General features: G+C 69.6%; 14 protein-coding genes. 10 read left to right on the top strand and 4 right to left on the bottom strand.

Features of this window, described 5'->3' with window-relative positions; translation table 11 throughout:
* The first annotated feature begins 3 nt into the window (after positions 1-3).
* From NBE95_RS02205 to NBE95_RS02195, 3 genes are read left to right on the top strand one after another with little or no spacing between them, the layout of a single operon-like run.
* The gene (locus tag NBE95_RS02205; RefSeq protein WP_289894266.1) at positions 4-852 is read left to right on the top strand and encodes an ABC transporter permease subunit; all 849 of its coding nucleotides are present in this window, start codon (positions 4-6) and stop codon (positions 850-852) included.
* Positions 849-1,631 carry an ABC transporter permease gene (locus NBE95_RS02200; protein WP_289894265.1) on the top strand — a complete coding sequence of 261 codons (783 nt, stop codon included), beginning with the start codon at positions 849-851 and terminating at the stop codon, positions 1,629-1,631. Before NBE95_RS02205 ends, NBE95_RS02200 begins: the two co-directional genes overlap by 4 nt.
* Entirely contained in the window at positions 1,628-2,662 is a 1,035-nt protein-coding gene (locus NBE95_RS02195; protein WP_289894264.1) for an ABC transporter ATP-binding protein, read from the top strand. Before NBE95_RS02200 ends, NBE95_RS02195 begins: the two co-directional genes overlap by 4 nt.
* Here NBE95_RS02195 and NBE95_RS02190 read toward each other — a convergent pair.
* Positions 2,659-3,441, bottom strand: coding sequence for a WecB/TagA/CpsF family glycosyltransferase (locus tag NBE95_RS02190; protein WP_289894263.1), 783 nt, complete (start codon positions 3,439-3,441; stop codon positions 2,659-2,661). The genes NBE95_RS02195 and NBE95_RS02190 overlap by 4 nt on opposite strands.
* A gap of 314 nt (positions 3,442-3,755) precedes the next feature.
* Between NBE95_RS02190 and NBE95_RS02185 the strand changes: the two genes are divergently transcribed.
* Genes NBE95_RS02185 through NBE95_RS02170 form a run of 4 tightly spaced genes read left to right on the top strand, consistent with a single transcriptional unit; the run spans position 3,756 to position 16,292 of the window.
* Positions 3,756-10,061, top strand: a complete 6,306-nt coding sequence (locus tag NBE95_RS02185) for a type I polyketide synthase (protein WP_289894262.1) — start codon at positions 3,756-3,758, stop codon at positions 10,059-10,061.
* A 2-nt stretch (positions 10,062-10,063) separates the two neighbouring features.
* A complete protein-coding gene (locus NBE95_RS02180) occupies positions 10,064-11,056 on the top strand; it encodes a glycosyltransferase family 2 protein (protein WP_289894820.1) in 993 nt (330 codons plus the stop codon).
* Complete coding sequence (locus NBE95_RS02175; protein WP_289894261.1) at positions 11,053-15,672, top strand: MupA/Atu3671 family FMN-dependent luciferase-like monooxygenase; 4,620 nt, start codon at positions 11,053-11,055, stop codon at positions 15,670-15,672. Before NBE95_RS02180 ends, NBE95_RS02175 begins: the two co-directional genes overlap by 4 nt.
* Positions 15,669-16,292 carry a 4-phosphopantetheinyl transferase gene (locus NBE95_RS02170; protein WP_289894260.1) on the top strand — a complete coding sequence of 208 codons (624 nt, stop codon included), beginning with the start codon at positions 15,669-15,671 and terminating at the stop codon, positions 16,290-16,292. Before NBE95_RS02175 ends, NBE95_RS02170 begins: the two co-directional genes overlap by 4 nt.
* Here NBE95_RS02170 and NBE95_RS02165 read toward each other — a convergent pair.
* Positions 16,273-17,478, bottom strand: coding sequence for a glycosyltransferase (locus NBE95_RS02165; protein WP_289894259.1), 1,206 nt, complete (start codon positions 17,476-17,478; stop codon positions 16,273-16,275). The genes NBE95_RS02170 and NBE95_RS02165 overlap by 20 nt on opposite strands.
* Before the next feature lie 218 nt (positions 17,479-17,696).
* On the opposite strand from NBE95_RS02165, the gene NBE95_RS02160 reads away from it, so the two are divergent.
* Positions 17,697-17,876 carry a hypothetical protein gene (locus NBE95_RS02160; protein WP_289894258.1) on the top strand — a complete coding sequence of 60 codons (180 nt, stop codon included), beginning with the start codon at positions 17,697-17,699 and terminating at the stop codon, positions 17,874-17,876.
* Here the strand turns inward: NBE95_RS02160 and NBE95_RS02155 are convergent.
* Complete coding sequence (locus NBE95_RS02155) at positions 17,873-18,568, bottom strand: sugar transferase (protein ID WP_289894257.1); 696 nt, start codon at positions 18,566-18,568, stop codon at positions 17,873-17,875. The genes NBE95_RS02160 and NBE95_RS02155 overlap by 4 nt on opposite strands.
* A 293-nt stretch (positions 18,569-18,861) precedes the next feature.
* Here NBE95_RS02155 and NBE95_RS02150 point away from each other — a divergent pair, with 293 nt between their 5' ends.
* Positions 18,862-19,635, top strand: coding sequence for a hypothetical protein (locus NBE95_RS02150; protein ID WP_289894256.1), 774 nt, complete (start codon positions 18,862-18,864; stop codon positions 19,633-19,635).
* Positions 19,636-19,644: 9 nt separating this feature from the next.
* Here the strand turns inward: NBE95_RS02150 and NBE95_RS02145 are convergent, their stop codons facing one another.
* On the bottom strand, positions 19,645-20,472 hold the full coding sequence (locus tag NBE95_RS02145; protein WP_289894255.1) for a glycosyltransferase: 828 nt from the start codon (positions 20,470-20,472) through the stop codon (positions 19,645-19,647).
* 292 nt (positions 20,473-20,764) lie between these two features.
* Between NBE95_RS02145 and NBE95_RS02140 the strand changes: the two genes are divergently transcribed.
* On the top strand, positions 20,765-21,502 hold the full coding sequence (locus NBE95_RS02140; RefSeq protein WP_289894254.1) for a chromosome partitioning protein: 738 nt from the start codon (positions 20,765-20,767) through the stop codon (positions 21,500-21,502).
* Positions 21,503-21,552 lie beyond the last annotated feature (50 nt).

Raw genomic sequence — 21,552 nt, 5'->3', positions numbered from 1 at the left:
GGAATGAGACAGATCGGCTGGAACTGGCTGGGCGTCCTGCCCTTTTTCGCCTTCGCGGCTCTGTTCCTGGTGCTGCCGACGATGAACATCGTCATCGGCGCGTTTCAGGATCCGCAGGGCGGATTCACCCTGGCCAATCTGGCCGGGCTCGCCTCGCCGCGGATCGTCGACAGCTTCGCCATTTCGATCAAGGTGTCGCTGGCCTCGGCGATCCTGGGCTGCCTGATCGGTTTCGCCATGGCGGCGGCGGTGGTGATGGGCGGCGTGCCGCGCTGGATCAAGGCGCCGCTGATGACCTTCTCGGGCGTCGCCTCGAACTTCGCCGGGGTGCCGCTGGCCTTCGCCTTCATCGCCACGCTGGGGCGGGTGGGGCTGGTCACGATGCTGCTGCGGCAATGGTTCGGCATCAACATCTATGCCATGGGCTTCAACCTGCTCAGCTTCTGGGGCCTGACGCTGACCTATCTGTTCTTCCAGATCCCGCTGATGATCCTGATCATCACCCCGGCGCTGGAGGGGCTGAAGCGCGAATGGCGCGAGGCGGCCGAGGTGCTGGGCGCCTCGACCGGGCAGTATTGGCGCATGGTGGCGCTGCCGATCCTGTTCCCGTCGCTGCTGGGCACCTTTGCGCTGCTGTTCGCCAACAGCTTCGGCGCGGTGGCGACGGCCTATGCGCTGACCGGCTCGTCGCTGTCCATCGTGCCGATCATGCTGTTCGCGCAGATCCGCGGCGACGTGCTGCAAGACCCGCATCTGGGCTATGCCATGGCCTTCGGCATGATCGTGGTCACGGGGCTTGCCAATCTGGCCTATGTCATCATGCGCACCCGCGCCGAAAGGTGGATGCGATGAAACGGCTGTGGTCCTGGGCGGCGCTGGTGGTCGGCGGGCTGTATTTCCTGCTGCCGCTGATCGGCACCATCGAATTCTCGCTGCGGATGCGGCGCGGGGAATATTCGCTGGACGCCTATCGCTCGGTGCTGTCGGACGCGGCCTTCCGGCAGACCTTCAGCTATTCCGTGGTGATGGCGCTGCTGACCATCGTGCTGGGGGTGCTGATCGTGGTGCCGACCGCCTATTGGGTGCGGCTGCGCCTGCCGCGGCTGCGCCCGGTGATCGAGTTCATCACCCTGCTGCCGCTGGTCATTCCCGCCATCGTCGTGGTCTTCGGCTATATCCGGCTTTACAACACCAGCTCGATCCTGCCGCTGACCGGCACGGCATCCGGCACCAACCTGCTCTTGCTCTGCGGCTATGCCACGCTGGCGCTGCCCTATATGTATCGCGCGGTGGACACCGGGCTGTCCACGCTGGACGTGCGCTCGCTGACCGAGGCGGCGCAATCGCTGGGCGCCGGCTGGGTGCGGATCATCGGCCGGCTGATCCTGCCCAATGTGCTGGGCGCGGTGATGTCCGGCGCCTTTCTGTCCTTCGCCATCGTCATCGGCGAATTCACCATGGCGGCGCTGCTGAACCGTCCCGCCTTCGGCCCCTACATGCAGCTGCTGGGCGCCAACCGCGCCTATGAGCCGGCGGCGCTGGCGGTGATCGCCTTCGCCGTCACCTGGGGCTGCATGGGGCTGATGCAGCTGATCTCCCGCCTGTTCGGCACACGGATTCAACCGACATGAGCTTCCTGACCCTCGACCATCTGCAGAAATCCTTCGGCCCGACCAAGGTCGTCCACGACTTCGACCTGTCGGTGGAGAAGGGCGAGTTCGTGTCCTTCCTCGGCCCCTCGGGCTGCGGCAAGACCACGGTGCTGCGCATGGTCGCCGGGTTCGAAACCCCCAGCGCCGGCCGCATCAGCATCGACGGCCAGGACGTGACCCGGTCGCGGCCGAACCAGCGCCGCATCGGCATGGTGTTCCAGTCCTATGCGCTGTTCCCGAACCTGACCGTGGCCGAGAACGTGGGCTTCGGCCTGAAGGTCGCGGGCGTCGCGCGGGCCGACCGCGCGGGCCGCGTGGCCGAGATGCTGGAGCTGATCGGCCTGCCGGACCTGGGCGGCCGCTACCCGTGGCAGCTTTCGGGCGGCCAGCAGCAGCGCGTGGCGCTGGCCCGGGCGCTGGCGCCGCGGCCGCGCGTGCTGCTGCTCGACGAGCCCTTGTCGGCGCTGGACGCCAAGATCCGCGTCAGCCTGCGCAACCAGATCCGCGAGATCCAGCAGCAGCTGGGCATCACCACCATCTTCGTCACCCATGACCAGGAAGAGGCGCTGTCGATTTCCGACCGCATCGTGGTCATGCACAAGGGCGTGGCCGACCAGACCGGCACCCCGGCCGAGATCTATAACCGGCCCGCCACCGATTTCGTCGCCGGCTTCGTCGGCACGCTGAACCGCTTCCCGGCCGAGGTGCTGGACCCGGCCCGCGGCCTGGTCCGCGTCGAGGGGACCGAGATCGCGCTGGACCGTCCGCTGCCTGCCGGCCGCGTCACCCTGGCGGCGCGGCCGGAAAGCCTGCGCATCGCCCCCGAGGGCATCCCGGCCGAGATCGCCGGCGTCGAGTTCCTCGGCTCGGTCCAGCGGTTGCGGGCCCGGGTGGCGGGGCGCGAGGTGGTGCTGGACCGGTTCAACGAGCCCTGCGCCGCCCTGCCGCAGCCGGGCGCGCAGGTGCATCTGGCCGCCGCCCGGACCGGCTGGCTGGTGCTTGCCGGCTAACTGCGCGCGCCGGCTCCGCCCCGACCGTCGCGGCGCAGTGCCAAAGCCTGGCGGACATGGCCGGGCAGGATGGCGAAGCCCTTGGCATAGCGCAGAAACAGCCGCCGCGGATCGGACAGCATCCGCCACAGCCATTCCAGCTTGAGCCTGCGCAGCAGCCCCGGCGCCCGGCGCTGATGGCCCGACAGGAAATCCAGCCCCGCCCCGATCGAGGCGAAGCCGGTATCGCCCAGCGCGTCGCGGGCGCGGATGGCGAAAAGCTCTTGCCGCGGCGCGCCCAGCGCCAGGAAGCACAGCCTTGCGCCCGAGGCGCGGATGCGGGCGATGATCTCGGCGCCTTCCTCGCCCAGCGGATCGAAGGGAAAGCCCGGCGCATGGGTCAGCGCGACGCGCAGGCCGGGCACGGCGCGGGCCATGCTCTGCGCCGCCCGCGCCAGCGAGTCGTCGCTGCTGCCGATCAGGGCGACGGGCAGGCCGGCCCGCGCCGCCTCGGCCGCCAGGGGCAGCACCAGGTCCGAGCCGGGGGCCAGCGCCACCGGGCGGCGGGCGATGCGGGACAGCCAGACGATGGGATTGCCGTCGGCGCAGACCAGGTCATGCGCGGCATAGGCGGCGCGAAAGCCGGCATCCTCGCCCAGCCGTTGCAGGTGATCGACGTTCAGCGTGGCGATGGCGAAGCCGCGCCCGTCCTGCAGCCGCTGCCGCACCGCCGCCAGAAGCGCCGCGGAATCCGGGCAGTTGATCTGCACGGCGCTGCCGTCGGGAAAGCTGAAATGCATGATGTGCCTCGGGGATGGGGCCGGGATTTCCCGGCAGGATGTGGCGGCGGCGGCGGGATTGCAACGCCCTTCCCGGCGTCTGGCCGGCAAGGGCGGGGGCCAGGGCCCGCCGCGCGGCCGCCACCCCTGCGGCAGGGTGTCGCGGCCCCGGGCCGATCCGGCCCCGGTCGGGCCGATTCTGCCTAAAAAGGCAGGCATTCGACTGGTTTTAACGGTTGGTCCGGGGCGTAGAATTCGGTATGCCGGACACGCCTGCCAGTTGTTGAATGATTTGGGCCCGCAGGGGCGTTCCACGAGTTGAAAGAGGCACTTCCATGGCCTTCGACAAGACCGTCGTTGAGGACAGTGATATCGCTATCGTCGGCATGGCGGCACAATTGCCGGGTGCCGCGGGCGTCGCGGACTACTGGGACAATCTGTGCCGCGGGGTCGAATCGATCCAGCGCCTGTCGCAAGCCGAGCTGTTGGCGCGGGGCGAGTCGCGGGCGCGGCTGGCGGATCCGAACTATGTGCCTTCGGCCGCCATCCTTGCGCAGTTCGACGAATTCGATGCCGAGTTCTTCGGGCTTTCGCCCAAGGAAGCGGCGATCATGGACCCGCAGCACCGCAAGTTCCTGGAAACCTGCTGGCACGCGCTGGAGGATTCCGCCCACCCGCCCGAGCGTTTCTCCGGCAATATCGGCGTCTGGGCCGGTTGCGGCATGGGCACCTATTACCACTCGAACCTCTGCTCGAACCGCGACCTGGTGGACGGTGTCGGGCATTTCCTGCTGCGCCATACCGGCAACGACAAGGATTTCCTGTCCACCCGCGTCAGCCATGTCTTCGACCTGACGGGGCCCAGCCTCAGCGTGCAGACCGCCTGTTCCAGCTCGCTGGTGGCGATCCACATGGCCTGCCAGTCGCTGCAATCGGGCGAATGCGACATGGCGCTGGCCGGCGGCGTGACCATCGAGCTGCCGCATGGCCTGGGCTATCTCTACAAGGAGAACGAGATCCTGTCGCCCGACGGCCATTGCCATGCCTTCGACCATCGCGCGCAGGGCACGGTCTTCGGCAGCGGCGCGGCGGTGGTGGCGTTGCGCCGGCTGCGCGATGCGCTGGCCGATGGCGACCATATCTGGGCGGTCATCAAGGGCTCGGCCATCAACAATGACGGTGCGGCCAAGGCCGGCTACCTGGCGCCCAGCGTCGAGGGCCAGGCGCAGGCGGTGGCCGAGGCGCTGGTGATGGCCGGGGTGTCCTCGGACAGCATCGGCTATGTCGAATGCCACGGCACCGGCACTGCGCTGGGCGACCCGATCGAGGTTGCGGCGCTGAACCAGGCCTATGCCCGGCTTTCGGAAGGCGGGCGGCAAGGGCCGTGCCGCATCGGCTCGGTCAAGACCAATATCGGCCATCTGGACACCGCGGCGGGCGGCGCCGGGCTGATCAAATCGGCCCTGGCGGTGCATCACGGCAAGATCCCGCCCAGCCTGAACTATGAAAAGCCCAACCCCGCCATCGACTTCGAGGGCGGGCCGTTCCAGGTCAACGACCGGCTTTCGGACTGGCCGATGCCGGGGCCGCGCCGGGCGGGGGTGAACTCGCTTGGCGTCGGCGGCACCAATGCGCATGTGATCCTGCAAGAGCCGCCGGCGGCCGAGGCTGCGGGCGAATCCGACTGGCCCTTCCACATCATCGCCGTCTCGGGCCGCAACAAGGCGGCGCTGGACGCCAATGCGGCGGCGCTGGCGGGCTGGCTTTCGGCCAATCCGGACGTGGACATGGCCGACCTGTCCTTTACCCTGACCCAGGGCCGGCGGCAGTTCGACCGCCGCCGCGTGCTGGTCGCCGAGACGGCGGCCGAGGCGGCGCGGCTTCTGGCCGATCCCGATCCGCTGCTGGTCTTCGATCACCAGCCGGTGGGCGACCCGGCCGAGGCGGTGTTCATGCTGCCCGGCGGCGGCGCGCAATATGCCGGGATGGCGCGCGGGCTCTACCAGACCGAGCCGGTGTTCCGCGAATGGATGGACCGCGGCCTCGACCACATGGCGCAGGCGCATGGCACCGACCTGCGCGCGCTCTGGCTGCCCGAGCCGGGGGCCGAGGCCGAGGCGGATCGGCGGCTTCTGCAGCCGTCGCTGCAACTGCCGCTGCTGATGATCACCGAATACGCGCTGGCGCAGCTGTGGATCGGCTGGGGCGTGACGCCCGCCGCGCTGATCGGCCATTCCATGGGCGAGAATACCGCCGCCTGCATCGCCGGGGTGATGTCCTTCGAAGATTGCATCGGCCTGGTGCGCCTGCGCGGGTTGCTGATGGACCGGGTGCCGGCCGGCGGCATGCTGTCGGTGCCGCTGCCGCCCGAGGATTTCGCCGCCGAGTTGACCGAGCTGGAGCTGGACCTTGCGGCGGTGAACGGGCCGGGTCTGTCGGTGGTCTCGGGCCCCGACGCGGCGCTGGACCGTTTCGCCGCGCGCATGGCGGCGCGCGAGGTGGAATGCCAGCGCATCGCCATCGCCATCGCCGCGCATTCGCGGCTGCTTGAGCCGGTGCTGGGCGAATTCCGCGCCTATCTCGCCTCGATCCGGCTGAACGCGCCGAAAATCCCGATCATCTCGAACCGCTCGGGCCAGGTGCTGACCGCGGCCGAGGCGACCAGCCCCGACTATTGGGTCGGGCATCTGCGCGGCACGGTGCGCTTTGCCGACGGCATCGCGCATCTGGCGCAGGTGCCGGGACGGGTGTTCGTCGAGGTCGGGCCGGGCCGCGCCATGCAGGCCATGACCAAGGCGCATCCGGCGGTCGCCGCCAACCAGGTGATCTCGACCCTGCGCCACCGCGACCATGCGACCGGCGACGACAGCTATTTCATGGGTGCGCTGGCGCGGTTCTGGGCCTGCGGCGGGCAGATCGACTGGGATCAGGTCTGGGGCGGCGCCCGGCGCCGGCGCCTGTCGCTGCCCGGCTATGCCTTCCAGCGCAAGCGCTATTTCATCGAGCGTGCCGCCCATGCCGCGGCCGAGACCGCCGAAGAACTGGCGCGGATCGAGGAACCGGCGGAATGGGGCTGGCGCCCGGCCTGGAAACTCGCCTCGCCCAATATCGAGATCGGGCCGCAGGGGCCGGTGGCGCAGGGCGCGCGGAACTGGTTGGTCTTTGCCGACGACCTGGGCCTTGCCGAGCGGGTGACCGAGGGGTTGCGATCGCGCGGCCAGCGCGTCGCGGTGGTCGAGGTCGGCGACACCTTCGCCGACAAGACGGTTCCGGGCGGCGACGGCCGCTTCCTGCTGCCGGTCGAATCCGACCGCGAGGGTTACGAGATGCTGCTGGCCGCGCTGGCGGCGCAGGACATGGTGCCGGACCGCATCCTGCATCTGTGGTCGGTGACGCAAGGTGCGCGCTTCCGCCCCGGCTCCAGCCTGCTCAACAGCCAGCTCGAACGCGGCTTCTTCGGCCTTCTGCATCTGGCGCAGGCCATCGGCGCCGAGTTGCCCGATGCGAATCTGGAACTGATCGCGGTCTGCAACGACGCGCTGCGCGTCGCGGACGAACCGGCGCCGGCGCCGGAAAAGGCCGCCGCAGCCGGTCCGGTCCGCGTCATGCCACATGAGATGCCGAATGTCTCGGCCCGTCTGGTGGACATCCGCGTGCCGGCCAAGGGCGGTCTGGTCGCGCTGGCCGCCAATCTGCTGGAGGAGGCGCTGGCCCCCTCGGGCGCCGCCGTCGCCGCCTGGCGCGACGGGCGCCGCTTTAAGCAAAGCCTTGAAAAGGTTGCGCTGGCCGATGACGGCATGGCCGCCATCCCGCAGGGCGCCGCCTGTCTGATCACCGGCGGCTTCGGCGGCATCGGCCAGGCCATTGCCCGCGAACTGGCGCGGCACGGCGGCGCGAAGCTGGCGCTGACCACGCGCGGCCGGGTGGATTCGCCGGCCGTCACCGCCTCGGTGCGGCAATTGGAAGCGCTGGGCGCCGAGGTGCTGGCGCTGCGCGCCGACGTGACCAGCCCCGAGGACATGGCCCGCGCCGTGGCCGAGACCAAGGCGCGTTTCGGCAGCCTCGACGTGGTGCTGCATGCGGCGGGCGTGATCCGCGACAGCCTGATCGCCGCCAAGACCGACGACGACGCCTGGGACGTGCTGGCGCCGAAACTGCTGGGCACCCGGGCGCTGATCGAGGCGCTGGCAGAGAATCCCGCGACGCTGACGGTGCTGTTCTCCTCGACCTCCTCGGTGATCGCGCCGGCGGGGCAGGCGGATTACGTCGCCGCCAACGAATACCTGAACGCGGTGGCGCGGGCGGCGCCGGCGGCGCTGGGCCGGGTGGTCGCGGTCAATTGGGGCGTCTGGGCCGATGCCGGCATGGCGGCGCGGGCCATGGGGCTCGACACCGCCTCGGCCGTGGCGGTGCCGCAGGGCCGGCCGCTGCTGGACGAAAGCCTGCCCATGCCGGGCGGGCGCGAATTCCGCACCGCGCTGAAGCTGCAGGACTGGATCATCGGTGGCCACAAGACCGCCAGCGGCCAGGCGCTGATGCCCGGCACCGGCTGGATCGAGCTGATCGCGGAAGCCGCGCTGGAATGCGGGCTGACCCTGCCCTTGGTGATCCGCGATCTGGAATTCCGCCGCCCGGTGCTGGTCGCGGACACCGCGCTGGTCAGCACCCGCGTCCAGCCCGAGGGCGATGCGATGCGCATCGAGATCCTCGACGACCCGCAGGGCGAGCCGAACGTCTCGGCCCTGATCGCCGGATTGCCCGAGGCCGCCCCCGAGGCGCTGCAAACCGCCGGCGGCTGGGACCGGGACGGGCAGGGCGCGGCGCTGCCCTCGGCGCAGGAAGGCCAGATGGCCTTCGGCCCGCGCTGGCAGGTGCTGCGCCGCTATCGCATCGCCGAAGACGAGGGCGTGGCGGAGCTGGCCCTGCCGCCCGAATACGCCGCCGAGGCCGGGGAATGGCTGGCGCATCCGGCGCTGCTGGACATCGCCACCGGCTGGGCGATGCCGCTGATCAAGGGCTGGACGCCCGGAGCCCTCTGGGTGCCGATGGGCTATCGCTCGATCCGGCTTTACGCGCCGCTGCCGGCGCAGGTCACCAGCCGCATCCGCAACGCGGGCGAAAACAGCGACGCGCAGGGCATGGCGCAGTTCGACATCACCCTGGCCGCGCCGGACGGAACCGTCTGCGCCGAGATCAAGGGCTTCGCGCTGCGCAAGCTGGCGGCGGCGATTTCCGCCACGCCGCCGGCGCGGGTGCAGCCCGCCCGCAGCCTGTCCCCGGCCGAGCGGCGCTTGCATCACAACATCAGCCAGGGCATCCCGGCCGCCATCGGCCCCGCCATGCTCAGCCGCGCCATCTCGACCGGGCTTTCGCAGGTCTATGTCTCGTCTCTGGCGCTGCCGGCGCTGATCGCCGAGGCCGGCGTGACCGAGACTGCCGCGCCCGCCGAAGGCGGTTTCGAGCGCCCCGATCTCGACAGCGATTTCGTCGTGCCGGCGCCGGGCATTCAGGCCGAACTGGCGACGATCTGGTCCGAACTGCTGGGCATCGCCCAGGTCGGTGCCGCCGACAGCTTCTTCGACCTGGGCGGCCATTCGCTGATCGCGGTGCGCATGTTCGGCCAGTTGCGCAAGGCCTTCGGCGTCGACCTGCCGATCTCGACGCTGTTCGAGGCGCCGACCATCGCCGAACTGGCGGCGCTGGTCGAGGAACGCGCCGGCCCGCGCGAGCTGGTCTCGCCCGACAATGTGCGCGAACTGCCGGTCTCGGCCCGGCCGCGCTTCCGCTTCCTCGTCGATATGGGCGGGCGGGGCGAGGGCACGCCCTTTTTCATGGTCGCCGGCATGTTCGGCAACATCATGAACCTGCGCCAGCTCGCGCAGCGGCTGGGGCCGGACCGCCGTTTCTGGGGCATCCAGGCGCGCGGCCTTTTGGGCGAGGACAAGCCGCATGAGGATTTCACCGACGCCGCCCGCGACTATATCGCCGAGCTGCGCCAGGTGCAGCCGACCGGCCCCTATCTGATCGGCGGCTTCTCGGGCGGCGGGTTGACCGCCTATGAGATGGCGCGGCAGCTGCGCGCCGCGGGCGAGGAGGTGGCGATGCTGGTCATGCTCGACACGCCCCTGCCGGAGCGCGAACCGGTCAGCCGCAAGGACCGGCTGGCGATCCGGCTGGGCGAGCTGCGCGAGGGCGGGCCCGGCTTCGTCTGGAAATGGCTGCGCGACCGCGTCGCCTATGAATTCCAGCGCCGCAGCAAGGCCAAGGCCGCCGAGGCCGAGGTGGCTGCCGAGGCGACCGGCGCCTTCCACGACCTGGCCATCGAGGCCGCCTTCCTGGCGGCATTGCCCAGCTTGCGGCTTTCGGTCTGGGACGGGCCGGTGGCGATGTTCCGGCCGCCTCTGGACAAGCGCTGGAAGGCGACCGGCGGGCGCTGGATCAATTCCGGCCGCGACTATGTGGTCGAAGACAATGGCTGGACGCCCTGGATGCCGAGCCTGCGGGTGATCGAGGTGCCGGGCGACCACGATTCGATGGTGCTCGAGCCGAATGTGCGGCGCCTGTCCTCGGTCCTGCGCGAGATCCTGCGCGAGGCCGATGCCGACATGGACGTCCCGGCCGGGATCAAGGCGGCAGAGTGACCATGACCCGGAACCCGACCCCGCCCAGCGTGCATGTCATCGTGCTCAACTGGCGCACGCCAGAGATGTCCTTGCAGGCCGCCGAGGCCGCATTGCGCGAAATGGAGGGCCTCGACGGCGGGTTGACCCTTGTGGACAACGATTCCGGCGACGGCAGCTACCAGGCGATGCAGGACGCGGTGCGGGCGCGCGGCTGGCCCGCGGACCGGGTCGCCGTGGTGCAATCGGGCTGGAACGGCGGTTTCGGGGCCGGCAACAACCACGGCATCCGCCAGGGCCTGCCGAACGGACGCCGCGCCGATCTGGTCTATCTGCTGAATTCCGACGCGATCCCGCAGCCCGGCTCGATCCGGGCGCTGGTCGATTATCTGGGCGCGCATCCGCGGGCCGGGATCGCCTGCTCGCGCCTGCGCGGCACCGACGACGTGGGGCACAGCACCGCCTTCCGCTTTCCCACCGCGCTTGGCGAGTTCGAATCGGAATGCCGCACCGGCCCGATCTCGCGCCTGCTGCGGCGCAAGGTGGTGGCGCTGCCGCAGCCCGAGACATCGGGTCGCGTGGACTGGTCGGCCGGGGCGTCGATGATGATCCGCATGGATGTGCTGGATCGAATCGGTCTCTTCGACGAGGGCTTCTTCCTTTACTACGAGGAGACCGACCTGTGCCGCCGCGCCGCGCTGGCGGGCTGGCAGACCCATTACGTCGTCGAAAGCCTGGTGCTGCATATCGGTTCGGTCAGCACCGGCATGAAGGAATGGAAGCGCGCGCCGGATTACTGGTACGATTCCCGGCGCCGCTATTTCGAGAAACATCATGGGCGTCTGGGCGCGCTTTGGGCCACGGTCGCGCATCTGGGGGGCGCGGGCGTGTTCCGCCTGCGCTGCCTTCTGTCGGGGCGCAAGCCGGATGGGCCGCCCGGCCATCTGGCGCATTTGACGCGCCACGCCTTCCGTCCACAACCAAAGCCCGTTCATGTTGAAAAGGGTAAGCCATGACGCAATTTTCCGCGATTCTGGTGGGTAACGAATCTCTCTTGCGCCACGCGGCCGAGACGCTGCTGGCGCGCGGGCACCGCATCGCTGCGGTGGTGACGCGCAATCCCGATTTGCGCGACTGGGCGCAGGGCGCCGGTCTGGCGGTCGAGGATCAGGACGCGGCGATGGCCGCCGGGGCGCCGGCGGCGGACTGGCTGTTCAGCGTCGCCAACCTGTCGATCCTGCGCCCCGAGATGCTGGCGCGCGGCCGGCTGGGCGCGATCAACTTCCATGACGGGCCGCTGCCGCGGCTGGCGGGGCTGAATGCCCCGGTCTGGGCGATCATCGGCGGCGAGGCGCAGCACGGCATCACCTGGCACATGATCGAAGGCGGCGTGGACGAGGGCGATATCCTGGCCCAGACCCTGTTCGAGATCCGTCCCGACGACACCGCCCTGACGCTGAACGCCCGCTGCTTCGCGCGCGGGGCCGAGAGCTTTGCCGATGTGGTGGCGCAGCTCGAGGGGGCCGGCCCGCAGCGGGTCAGCCAGGATCTGGCGAGCCGCAGCTATGTCGGCCGCGACACGCGCCCCGAGGCGGCAGGCCTGATCGACTTTGCCCAGCCGGCCGGGCGCATCTGCGCGCTGGTGCGCGGGCTCGACCATGGCGGCTACTGGAACCCGCTGGCCGAGGCCGGGGTGCGGCTGGCCGATGGCCGGGTGCTGGCGGTCTCCGCCTCGGCCGGGACCGAGCCGGCCAGTGCGGCGCCCGGCACCGTGCTGGCCCATCACGGCGATGTCGCGACCATTGCCGCCGCGGATGCGGCGATCCGGCTGATCTTCCGCGGCGAATTGCCGCCGGTCGGCGCGGTGATCCCGGCGCTGGCCGCCGATGAGGCCGCGCGGCTGACCGATCTCGCCGCGCAGGCCGCCAAGCATGACGGCTTCTGGCGGGGCCGGCTGGCGCGGATGAACCCGGCGGTGCTGCCGGGCGAGGGTTCGGGCGTGACGCAGCGCGTGTCGTTGCTGCCCGGCGCCGCGCCCGAGCGGATCGCGCTGGCCGCGGCGCTGCTGGCGCGTCTGGCCGGGCAGGCCGAATTCGACCTGGCGCTGCGACCGCAGGGCCAGCCCGAGGCGGCGGGGATCGTCGCCGACTGGCAGCCGCTGGCGGTCGAGGCTCGCAGCGACCGCAGCCTGGCCGATCTGGGGCAGGCGCTGGCGGCGCGGATCGCCGAACAGGCGCCGCGCGGCTTCTTCATGGCCGACCTGCTGCATCGCGCCCCCGAGCTGCGCGACATGGCCACGCCGGATCTGGCGCTCAGCCTCGATGCCCGCGGCCCGGTCCGCGGCGCGGCGCTGACCGTGACCCTGACCGGGGACGGCGCCTGGCTGGACCATGACCCGGCCCGCGTGACGCCGGCGCAGGCGCAGCGGCTGGCCCGGGCGCTGGATGCGGGCCTGGCGCTGCCCGGCAGCACGGCGTTGCGCGACATCCCGCTGATGGACGCGGCCGAGCGCGAGGCGCTGCTGGTTGCTCGCAACGCTACCCAGGTGGACGTGCCTCTGGCCTGCATTCACGAGCTGATCGCGGCAAAGGCCGCCGAGGCCCCGGATGCGGTGGCGCTGGCCTTCGAGGATCACAGCCTGACCCGCGGCCAGCTGGACCGCGCCGCCAATGCGCTGGCCGAAAAGCTGGTGGCGATGGGCGTCGGCCCGGACCAGCCGGTGGGTCTGTTCGCGAAACGCTCGCCCGAGCTGGTGATCGGCGCGCTGGCGATCTGGAAGGCGGGCGGCGCCTATGTGCCGCTGGACCCCGATTATCCCGCCGAACGCGTCGAGCTTTACCTCGAGGATTCGGCGGCCCGGGTGGTGCTGGTCCAGGACGGTTTGACCGACCGGCTGCCGACGCGCGGTGTACAGGTTGTGACCATCCCGTCCGACCTGCCGCACGGTCTGGTCGCGGCGCCGGTCTCGGCCGTGGCGCCGGAAAACCTGGCCTATCTGATCTACACCTCGGGCTCGACCGGCCGCCCCAAAGGGGTGATGGTCGAGCATCGCAACGTCGCCAATTTCTTCGCCGGCATGGACGCGGTGATCCCGCATCAGCAGGGCGATGCCTGGCTGGCGGTGACCAGCCTGTCCTTCGACATCTCGGTGCTGGAGATCTTCTGGTCGCTGGCGCGCGGATTGCGGCTGGTGATCGCGGGCGAGGAATCGCGGCTGGCGGTTTCCTCGACCCCGACCCAGCTGCGGCGCGAGGTCGCGGGCGGCATGGATTTCAGCCTGTTCTACTGGGGCAATGACGACGGCCCCGGCCCGAAGAAATACCAGCTTCTGCTGGAGGGCGCGCGGTTTGCCGACCAGAATGGCTTCGTCGCCGTCTATACGCCGGAACGGCATTTCCACGCTTTCGGCGGCCCCTATCCGAACCCGGCGGTGTCCGGCGCGGCGGTGGCGGCGGTGACCAGGAACATCTCGGTCCGCGCCGGCAGCTGCGTGCTGCCCTTGCACCACCCGGCCCGGGTGGCCGAGGAATGGGCGGTGATCGACAACCTGACCTCCGGCCGGGCGGGGCTGGCCATCGCCTCGGGCTGGCAGCCGGACGATTTCGTGCTGCGCCCGGAAAACGCGCCGCCGAACAACAAGACCGCGCTGGCCCAGGGCATCGACCAACTGCGCCGGCTGTGGCGGGGCGAGGCGGTCGAGTTCCCGCGCAAGGACGGCAGCCTGTTCGGCGTGGTGACGCAGCCGCGGCCGGTGCAGAAGGAACTGCCGCTGTGGATGACCGTCGCCGGCAACCCGGAAACCTGGGTCGAGGCCGGGCGGCTGGGCATGAACGTGCTGACCCACCTGCTGGGGCAAAGCATCGACACGGTGGAAAGCCGCATCAAGGACTATCACGCCGCGCTGCGCGAGGCCGGCCATGACCCGGCGCGCTTCACCGTCACGCTGATGCTGCACACCTGCCTGGCCGAGGATCGCGAGACGGCGCGCGAGATCGCCCGCGAGCCGATGAAGAACTACCTGAAAAGCGCCGCGGCGCTGGTCAAGCAATATGCCTGGGATTTCCCGGCTTTCCGCCGTCCGGCGGGCATGACCAATCCGATGGCCATCGACCTGGGCACGCTCTCCGAGGAGGAGCTGGACGGCATCCTGGAATTCGCCTTCCTGCGCTATTTCGAGGATTCGGGCCTGTTCGGGTCCATCGAGGACGGGATCGCGCGGGTCGAACAGCTCAAGGCCATCGGCGTGGGCGAGATCGCCTGCCTGATCGACTATGGCATCGCGCCCGAGCAGGTCATGGCCGGCTTCCCGCTGCTGGCGCGGCTGCGGGCCGAGGTGAACCCGCATGGCGCCGAGCCCGAGGAGGGCGATTTCTCGATCGCGGCGCAGATCCGGCGCTGGAAGGTGACGCATCTGCAATGCACGCCCAGCATGGCGCGCATCCTGGTCTCGGACCCGCAGGTCGCGGCGGCGATGGGCGGGCTGAAATGCGTGATGGTGGGGGGTGAGGCGCTGCCGCCCTCGCTGCTGGCCGAGATCAGGGCGGCGACGCGGGCGCGGGTGCTGAACATGTATGGCCCGACCGAGACGACGATCTGGTCCACGGTAGCCGACCTGACCGATGCGGCCGAGGTGACGCTGGGCCGGCCGATCGCCAATACCCAGCTTTACGTGCTGGATGCGGACGGGGCACCGGTGCCCCCCGGCGCGCCGGGCGAGCTGTGGATCGGCGGCCATGGCGTCGCCCGTGGTTATTGGCGGCGCGAGGATCTGACCGCGGCGGCCTTCCGGCCCGATCCCTTCGTGCCCGCGGATCGCGGCGCGCCTTGGGGCGCGCGCATGTATCGCACCGGCGATCTGGTACGCTGGCGCGAGGATGGCGGGCTGGACTATATCGGTCGCGCCGACCACCAGGTGAAGCTGCGCGGCTTCCGCATCGAACTGGGCGAGATCGAGGCGCAGCTGGCCGCCCAGCCCGGCGTGCGCGAGGCGGTGGCGCTGGTGCGCGAGGATGCGCCCGGCGACAAGCGGCTGGTGGCCTATGTCACCGGCGCGGGCGAGCTGTGCGAAAAGGGGCTGCGCGAGGCGCTGCTGGCGCATCTGCCGGCGCATATGGTGCCGGGCCGGATCCTGCGGCTGGAGAAGATGCCGCTGACCCCGAACCGCAAGATCGACCGCAAGCATCTGCCGGTGCCGGGGGCCGTCGCCGCTGCTCCGGCGGTGGCGGCGGTCATCGAGACCACCACCGCTGTCGCCGCCAACGCCCCGACCGAGGATCTGGCGCAGGCGGTGCAGGCGCTGTGGTCCGAGGTGCTGGGCGTCGAGCAGATCGCGCCGCGCGACAACTTCTTCGCTTTGGGCGGGCATTCGCTGCTGGCGATCCAGTTGCACCGGACCATGCGCGACCGGCTGGCGCTGCCGCGGCTGGGGGTGACGGATATCTTCCGCTTCCCGGTCATGGCGGATTTCCTCAAGCATGTCGCCTCGCTGGCGCCGGCGAACAATGTCACTCCGGCGGTGGCGGGGTCGGCGCCGGTGGCGCCTGTGCGCCCCGAGCCCGAACCGGAGGGCGCCGGCGATGATGCCATGGCCCGGCGCCGGGCCTTGCGGGCGCAATTGCGTGGCGGGCGGTGAGCGGCGCCCAGGCGCTCGACGCGCTGGCGCGGCGCCTGCTGCCCCGGGGCTATGGCTGCGCGGTGCTGCCCTTGGCGGCCGAGCCCGCGCCGCTTTTGCCCGGAGAGGCCGAGGCCATCGCCCGCGCCGTCCCGAAGCGGCGGCGCGAGTTTGCCCTGGGGCGCATGGCGCTGCGGGCGGCGATCCGGCAGGCCGGGCATGACCTGCCGGCGGATCGCCCCATTCCGGCCCGCCCCGACCGCCAGCCCGACCTGCCGCCGGGCATCAGCGCCAGCCTGTCGCATGGCGGCGATTACTGCATTGCCATCGCCGCCCCGCCGGGCGGGGCAAGCGTCGGCGTCGATCTGGAACCATGCGACCGAACCCTGCCCGAAGGGCTGGCCGAGACCATCATGCCCTTCCGGCTGAACGATGCGGGGGATGCCTTGCTGGCCTTTTGCGCCAAGGAGGCGATGTTCAAGGCGCAATATCCGCTGACGGCGCGGATGCTGGATTTCCGCGAAGTGCCGGTGGTGATCGGCCCGGCGCGGTTCCGCGCCTGCATGGGCGACCGGCTGATCCGTGGGCGCTGGGGGCGGGCAGAGGGCTATTGGCTGGCGGTCAGCCTGTGGCGCGGCTGAACAGCGCCGCCAGACGCCGGGCGGATTCGCGGATGTCGTGGCGTTCCGTGACCCGGGCGCGGGCCGAGGCGCCCATGCGTTCCAGCGTGTCACGACCGGTCTCGGCGGCATGCAGCATGGTTTCGGCCAGCGCCTCGGCATCGCCGGCCGGGACCAGCCAGCCTTCTTGCCCGGGCCGGATCAGTTCGGGGATGCCGGCGATATAGGTGGCGATCACCGGGCGGGCGCAGGCCATGGCTTCCATGATGACGACCGGCAGACCCTCGGCGAAGCTGGGGGTGACCAGCGCGTGGGCGGCATTCATGGCGGCGCGGACGCCGGCCTCGTCCTGCCAGCCGAGCAGGCGGACGGCCTCGCCCATGCCTTCGGTCGCGATCAGCGATTCGATCTGCGACCGCAGTTCGCCATCGCCGACCAGCGACAGGCGCAAGGCGGGATTGCGGCGCCAGGCCAGGGCGAAGGCGCGGATCAGCAGGCCGAACCCCTTCTGCTCGGCAAAGCGGCCCACCGCGACCATGTGGAAGGGGCCGGCGGGCAGCGGCGCAGGGTCCGTCCAGCGGTCGAGATCCAGCCCGCAATGCACCACGCGCAGCTTTTCCCAATCGCCCGGTGCCGCCCAGCGATACATTTGCGAGCGGCCATAGCTGCTGACGGTGGCGCAAAATTCGGCCAAGCCCAGTTTTCCGCCCAGATCAAGCGGCTGGGTGTTATCGAATTCCTCGGGCCCATGTACGGTGAAGCTGAAACCCGGACCGCCCAGAAGCCGCGCATAAGCCGCAACCCGCGCCGAATTGGTGCCGAAATGCGCGTGAATATGGCGAAGGCCCAATTCGCGCGCCCGCGCCGCGACATGGGCGCCTTCCGCCAGGTAGATAATCTGCCGCGCCAGGCTCGATTCCCCGGCCCGGGCGCGGCGGCGCGCCAGGCGCAGGGCGGCCCGGAACCGTGCCGGCCGCGCCAGGGCTTGCCGCGCCAGTCCGGCCAGCAAACGCTGGCCTCCGGCCTCGAGCACGCGCTCGGTCCGGGCATGTTCGGCCAGGTCGGCGGGATCGCTTAGCGCCGCGGCATCGCCGCGCATGGCGAAGCGATGGATTTCCAGTCCCTCGGCCTCGAGCGCGGCAATTTCGCGGCGAATGAAGCTGTGCGAAGGGCGGGGATAGGTGTTGACCAGATAGCCGATTCGCAAGGGCAGCTCCTTATCTGCAAAGGGAAAACCTACCAATATCAGCGCTGCATCAGATTCTGGCTGAATTGCGCCTATTTTTTGTCATGAATGAGCAAATATGCAGTACACCAAATACGACACCAAAGTTTGTCTGGCGATTCGTTTTTTCTTTGGCAGTATCATGGGAGGACCAGAGCATTTCGAGGAGAGGACCCCTGGGCGGCATTCTGACGATAGGCGTGGCGATCGCGCTGGGCTGTGCGGCGATCGGGGTCATGGCCTTCGATCTCTCGTTCTGGGCTGCGCTGTTGCTATACTCTGTCAGCGGAACGGCCGCCACGCTTTTCGTCGCATGGCGGCGCTTCAGGTGTATCGAAGGCAATGAGATGCACCGCCAGCAGGCTGGGCACCGGTCCTAGTAGCCGGTGCAGCGCAGGACCACGCCCACCGTCTTGGCGATGATGGTGACGTCGCCCGCAAGGCTCAGTTCGGCGGCATAGCGCGCGTCATAGGTGGCGCGGGCCGCGAAGGTGCTGTCGTTGCGGTCCGAGATCTGCCAGAGCCCGGTGACGCCGGGACGCAGGTGGTAATAATCCGCCCCCGGGTAAAGCTGCGCCTGTTCCAGCATCATCGGACGCGGACCGACCAGGCTCATGTCGCCGCGGAACACGTTCCACAACTGCGGCAGTTCGTCGAGCGAGGTCTTGCGCAGGAAATGTCCGGTTCTGGTGATCCGCGGGTCGTTCTTCAGCTTCTGCGTCAGATCCCATTCGGCCTTGGCCTGGGGGTCGGCGGCCAGATACTCCGCCAGCCGCTGGTCCGCATCGTCGACCATGGTGCGCAGTTTCCACAGCCGGAAGCTGCGGCCCGAGCGCCCTACGCGCGACTGCGTATAGAAGGGCTTTTCGCCATGCCCCAGGATGACCAGCGCCAGGATGATCACCAGCGGCAAGACGATCGGAGCGGTCAGGATGACTGCCACCAGATCCAGGGGGCGCTTGAGAAAGCGGGAGTAAAACGAACGGGCTCCGATAGGCTTGATGGTGCCGTTGGGGACCGCTTGCAGCACCGAGTCGAGCGACTCGATATCGAAATGGGTACTGTGCCGCATTTTAAAACCTGTCCTAATCACTACGGGGGCAGTATAGCCTTGCATTTGAATAAAACTAGAACGAAACGAAGGCCTAACGAAAAGTATAGGTTTGTTTGTTTTCAATGTGTTGCGCGACTTTTGGCGGACCGCTTCCCGGGCTTTCGGACTTGTGTCAATGCGTGATCGGCCCGGCTGGCGCAGCAAAAGGTTGATCGCGATAATATCCGGCAACTATCGGTTGAAAGCTGTGGAATCCGAAAAGACTGAGTGTAATCTTGGCAAAAGGTTTTCCACAAGTCAGGGTTGTTAAAATGACCGGTATTCTGCAATTTCTAATTGAAGGCGTCTCGGCGCTCTACATCGGCCACAGTCTTGTCAGCCCGGCGCTGCCGGGGATGCTGCAGGAATTGCTGGGCGAGCCGGTCGAGATGCAGATCATCAACGGCGCACCGCTGGAGATCCAGTGGACCGGCCCGCAATACGCGCAGGGCGTGAACGGCCGCGAATGGCTGCCGAATCATCCCGTCCGGGCGCTGGTCATCACCGAGCGCGTGCCGCTGGCCTCGGCCGCCGACTATCACGACACCGCCGGCTATGCCGCGAAATGGGTCGACCTGGCCCGGCAGTCCAACCCGCAGGTGAAGCCCTATCTTTACGAGACCTGGGATTACATCGAGCCGGGGTCGACCAAGCCCTGGCGCGACCGGATCCTGGCGGATCTGCCGCAATGGCAGGCGATCGCCGACCAGGTGAATCAGGATCTTGCCAAGGGGCAAGAGCCGATGCGGCTGATCCCGGCCGGGCTGGGCATGGTCCGGCTGCATGATGCCATCGAGGCGGGCAGGGTGCCCGGCGCCACGACGATCCGCGATTTCTTCGTTGACGATATCCACCCGACCGAAGGCGGGGGCTTCTACTATCTCGCCATGATTCACTATGCCGTGCTGACCGGCGAAAGCCCGGTGGGGCTGATCAACCAGATTCCCGGCGGCGGCGGCCCCTATCCCGAGGTGCCCAAGGATCAGGCCGCCGTGCTGCAGGCCCTGGCTTGGGAGACCGTGCAGGAGTTCGGCGCCGGGAAATGACGCGCCGTCCTAGCGGCCGCGCGCCCAGCCGGGCTGGTCGCGGCGCATGCGCACTGCCAGCGCCACCGCGGCATAGGCGGCGAAGCCGAGGGGATCGGCAGCGGCCAGCCGCAGCAACGCGCCGCGGCCCGGCCGGACATGGCCCTGGCGCCGCGGCAGGTCGGGAAACAGCCGGGCGATCTCGGCCACGCCCAGATCCTGGCGGCGGCGCACGCGGACCAGACGCGGGAAGCCCTCGACCAGCGGCCATTCATAGGGCTCGTCCACCAGGAAACGCTCGGCTTCCTCGAATTGCAGCCGGGCGAAGGTGTCGTCCGAGATGATCTGCGGGAAGGCGCCCCAGCGCGCGCGTCCCGCCTGGTTCACCGCGAACAGCCCGGCGCCGGTGACGCCCTGCGCCACGAAGGGCAGTTTCTGCCAGAATCGCGCATAGGCGCGCGAGACCGGGCTGCGCGCCGGTGCCACCACCAGCCGGCCGCCGGCATAACGCGGCTCGGGCGCCTCCAGCGCCCGCATCAGGCCGGAAAGCAGCCGCGGACCCATGCGGATATCGGCATCCAGATAGACCCGCACCCCCGGGTCGGCGCAGGCATCGCCGTGGTTCAGGGCGCCGATCTTGCCGCCCTGCGCCAGTTCTTCGACGCGCAGCGTCCAGCCGCGCTGGGCAAAGCCGGGGGCATGGGCCCGCGCCCGGTCGGCGGTATCGTCCCGGCAGCCATTGGCGACCACGATCACCGCCACCGGGCCCCGGTGGTCCTGCCGCAACAGGTGGTCGAGGCACGGGCCGATGTAATCCGCCTCGTCATGGGCGGGCAGGATGATGGTGCAGGGGGTCATCTGGTCCGGAACAGGCTGCAGGGGCGGCGCCGGCCGATTCGGCGCTTGTCAATCTTGGGTTGAATATGATGCGCATCGCTCGCGCTGCCCCCGGGGCCGGCGGGCCGGGCGCGGCCGGAGAGCCGGTTTCGGCAAGGCGGCGCGGGGAAATGCGGCGCATTATCGTGAACCTGCGTGTTTTCGGTTGTCGCGTTCATGGCGCGGACGCTACCATGCCGCTGCCGTGAATGTCATCGGCAGGCGGCAGCCTTAAGGGCGGCCGCGTTCCACCAGAGGCAGAGGGGCCACAGGTTTGAAGCCCGCGACAGGGAATGAACCGGACAGGACGCCGGCAGGACAGGCTGCGCCCGAGACCGCGCGCAGCCATGTTTCCAGCAAGTTTATCCGGCGCGAGGCGGCGCTGGCCGCGTCGGACGCGAAACATGCCAAGATCATCGCGCAGCGCTTTTCGCTGCTGCGCACCCGCATCCTGCGCGAAATGCGCAGCCGCGACTGGAGCAGACTGGCCGTGGTCCCGCTGACGCCCGGCGCGGGGGGCACTTTCGTGGCGGTGAACCTGTCGCTTGCGCTGGCCCGGCAGCCGCATACCCAGGTGGCGCTGGTCGATCTGGACCTGGGCGGGCCGGACGTGGCGCGGCAACTGGCGATTCCGGGCTGCACCTCGGTCGGCGAGAGGCTGCGCGAGGGTGGCGGGCTGGACGGGTTGCTGGTCCGCGTGGACGAGGCGCCGAACCTGTCGGTGCTCGCGCCCGAGCGCGCCGACCCGGCCGCGGCCGAGCTGCTGCAGGACGAGGCGCTGGCCCAGGCGATGCGGAAGCTGCACGAGAGCCATCCGGCCGAGATGATGATCCTCGACACCGCGCCGCTTCTGGCCGAGGATGCGGCGCTGGCCGCCCTGCCGCTGGCCGATGCGTTGCTGCTGGTCGCCGACGGCCGCCAGGGCACCGCCGCCGACATGGCCGAGGCCGAGCGGCTGCTGGTCGGGATGCCCCCGGTGATGGGTGTCGTCCTGAACAAGTCGGAAGATTGACATTGTTTTTTTAAGAGACAGGGTTCGGAATTTTGGGACCGATTCAATCC

The organism is Paracoccus sp. TOH (assembly GCF_030388245.1).
Taxonomy (GTDB): domain Bacteria; phylum Pseudomonadota; class Alphaproteobacteria; order Rhodobacterales; family Rhodobacteraceae; genus Paracoccus; species Paracoccus simplex.
The sequence above is the reverse complement of the archived record's forward strand: the minus strand, read 5'-3'. Positions and strand labels throughout refer to the sequence as shown.

Excerpts from the sequence above, each read along its gene's own strand:
- NBE95_RS02205 (WP_289894266.1), top strand. The coding sequence starts at position 4 with ATGAGACAGATCGGCTGGAACTGGCTGGGCGTCCTGCCCTTTTTCGCC.
- NBE95_RS02200 (WP_289894265.1), top strand. The coding sequence starts at position 849 with ATGAAACGGCTGTGGTCCTGGGCGGCGCTGGTGGTCGGCGGGCTGTAT.
- NBE95_RS02195 (WP_289894264.1), top strand. The coding sequence starts at position 1,628 with ATGAGCTTCCTGACCCTCGACCATCTGCAGAAATCCTTCGGCCCGACC.
- NBE95_RS02190 (WP_289894263.1), bottom strand. The coding sequence starts at position 3,441 with ATGCATTTCAGCTTTCCCGACGGCAGCGCCGTGCAGATCAACTGCCCG.
- NBE95_RS02185 (WP_289894262.1), top strand. The coding sequence starts at position 3,756 with ATGGCCTTCGACAAGACCGTCGTTGAGGACAGTGATATCGCTATCGTC.
- NBE95_RS02180 (WP_289894820.1), top strand. The coding sequence starts at position 10,064 with ATGACCCGGAACCCGACCCCGCCCAGCGTGCATGTCATCGTGCTCAAC.
- NBE95_RS02175 (WP_289894261.1), top strand. The coding sequence starts at position 11,053 with ATGACGCAATTTTCCGCGATTCTGGTGGGTAACGAATCTCTCTTGCGC.
- NBE95_RS02155 (WP_289894257.1), bottom strand. The coding sequence starts at position 18,568 with ATGCGGCACAGTACCCATTTCGATATCGAGTCGCTCGACTCGGTGCTG.
- NBE95_RS02150 (WP_289894256.1), top strand. The coding sequence starts at position 18,862 with ATGACCGGTATTCTGCAATTTCTAATTGAAGGCGTCTCGGCGCTCTAC.
- NBE95_RS02145 (WP_289894255.1), bottom strand. The coding sequence starts at position 20,472 with ATGACCCCCTGCACCATCATCCTGCCCGCCCATGACGAGGCGGATTAC.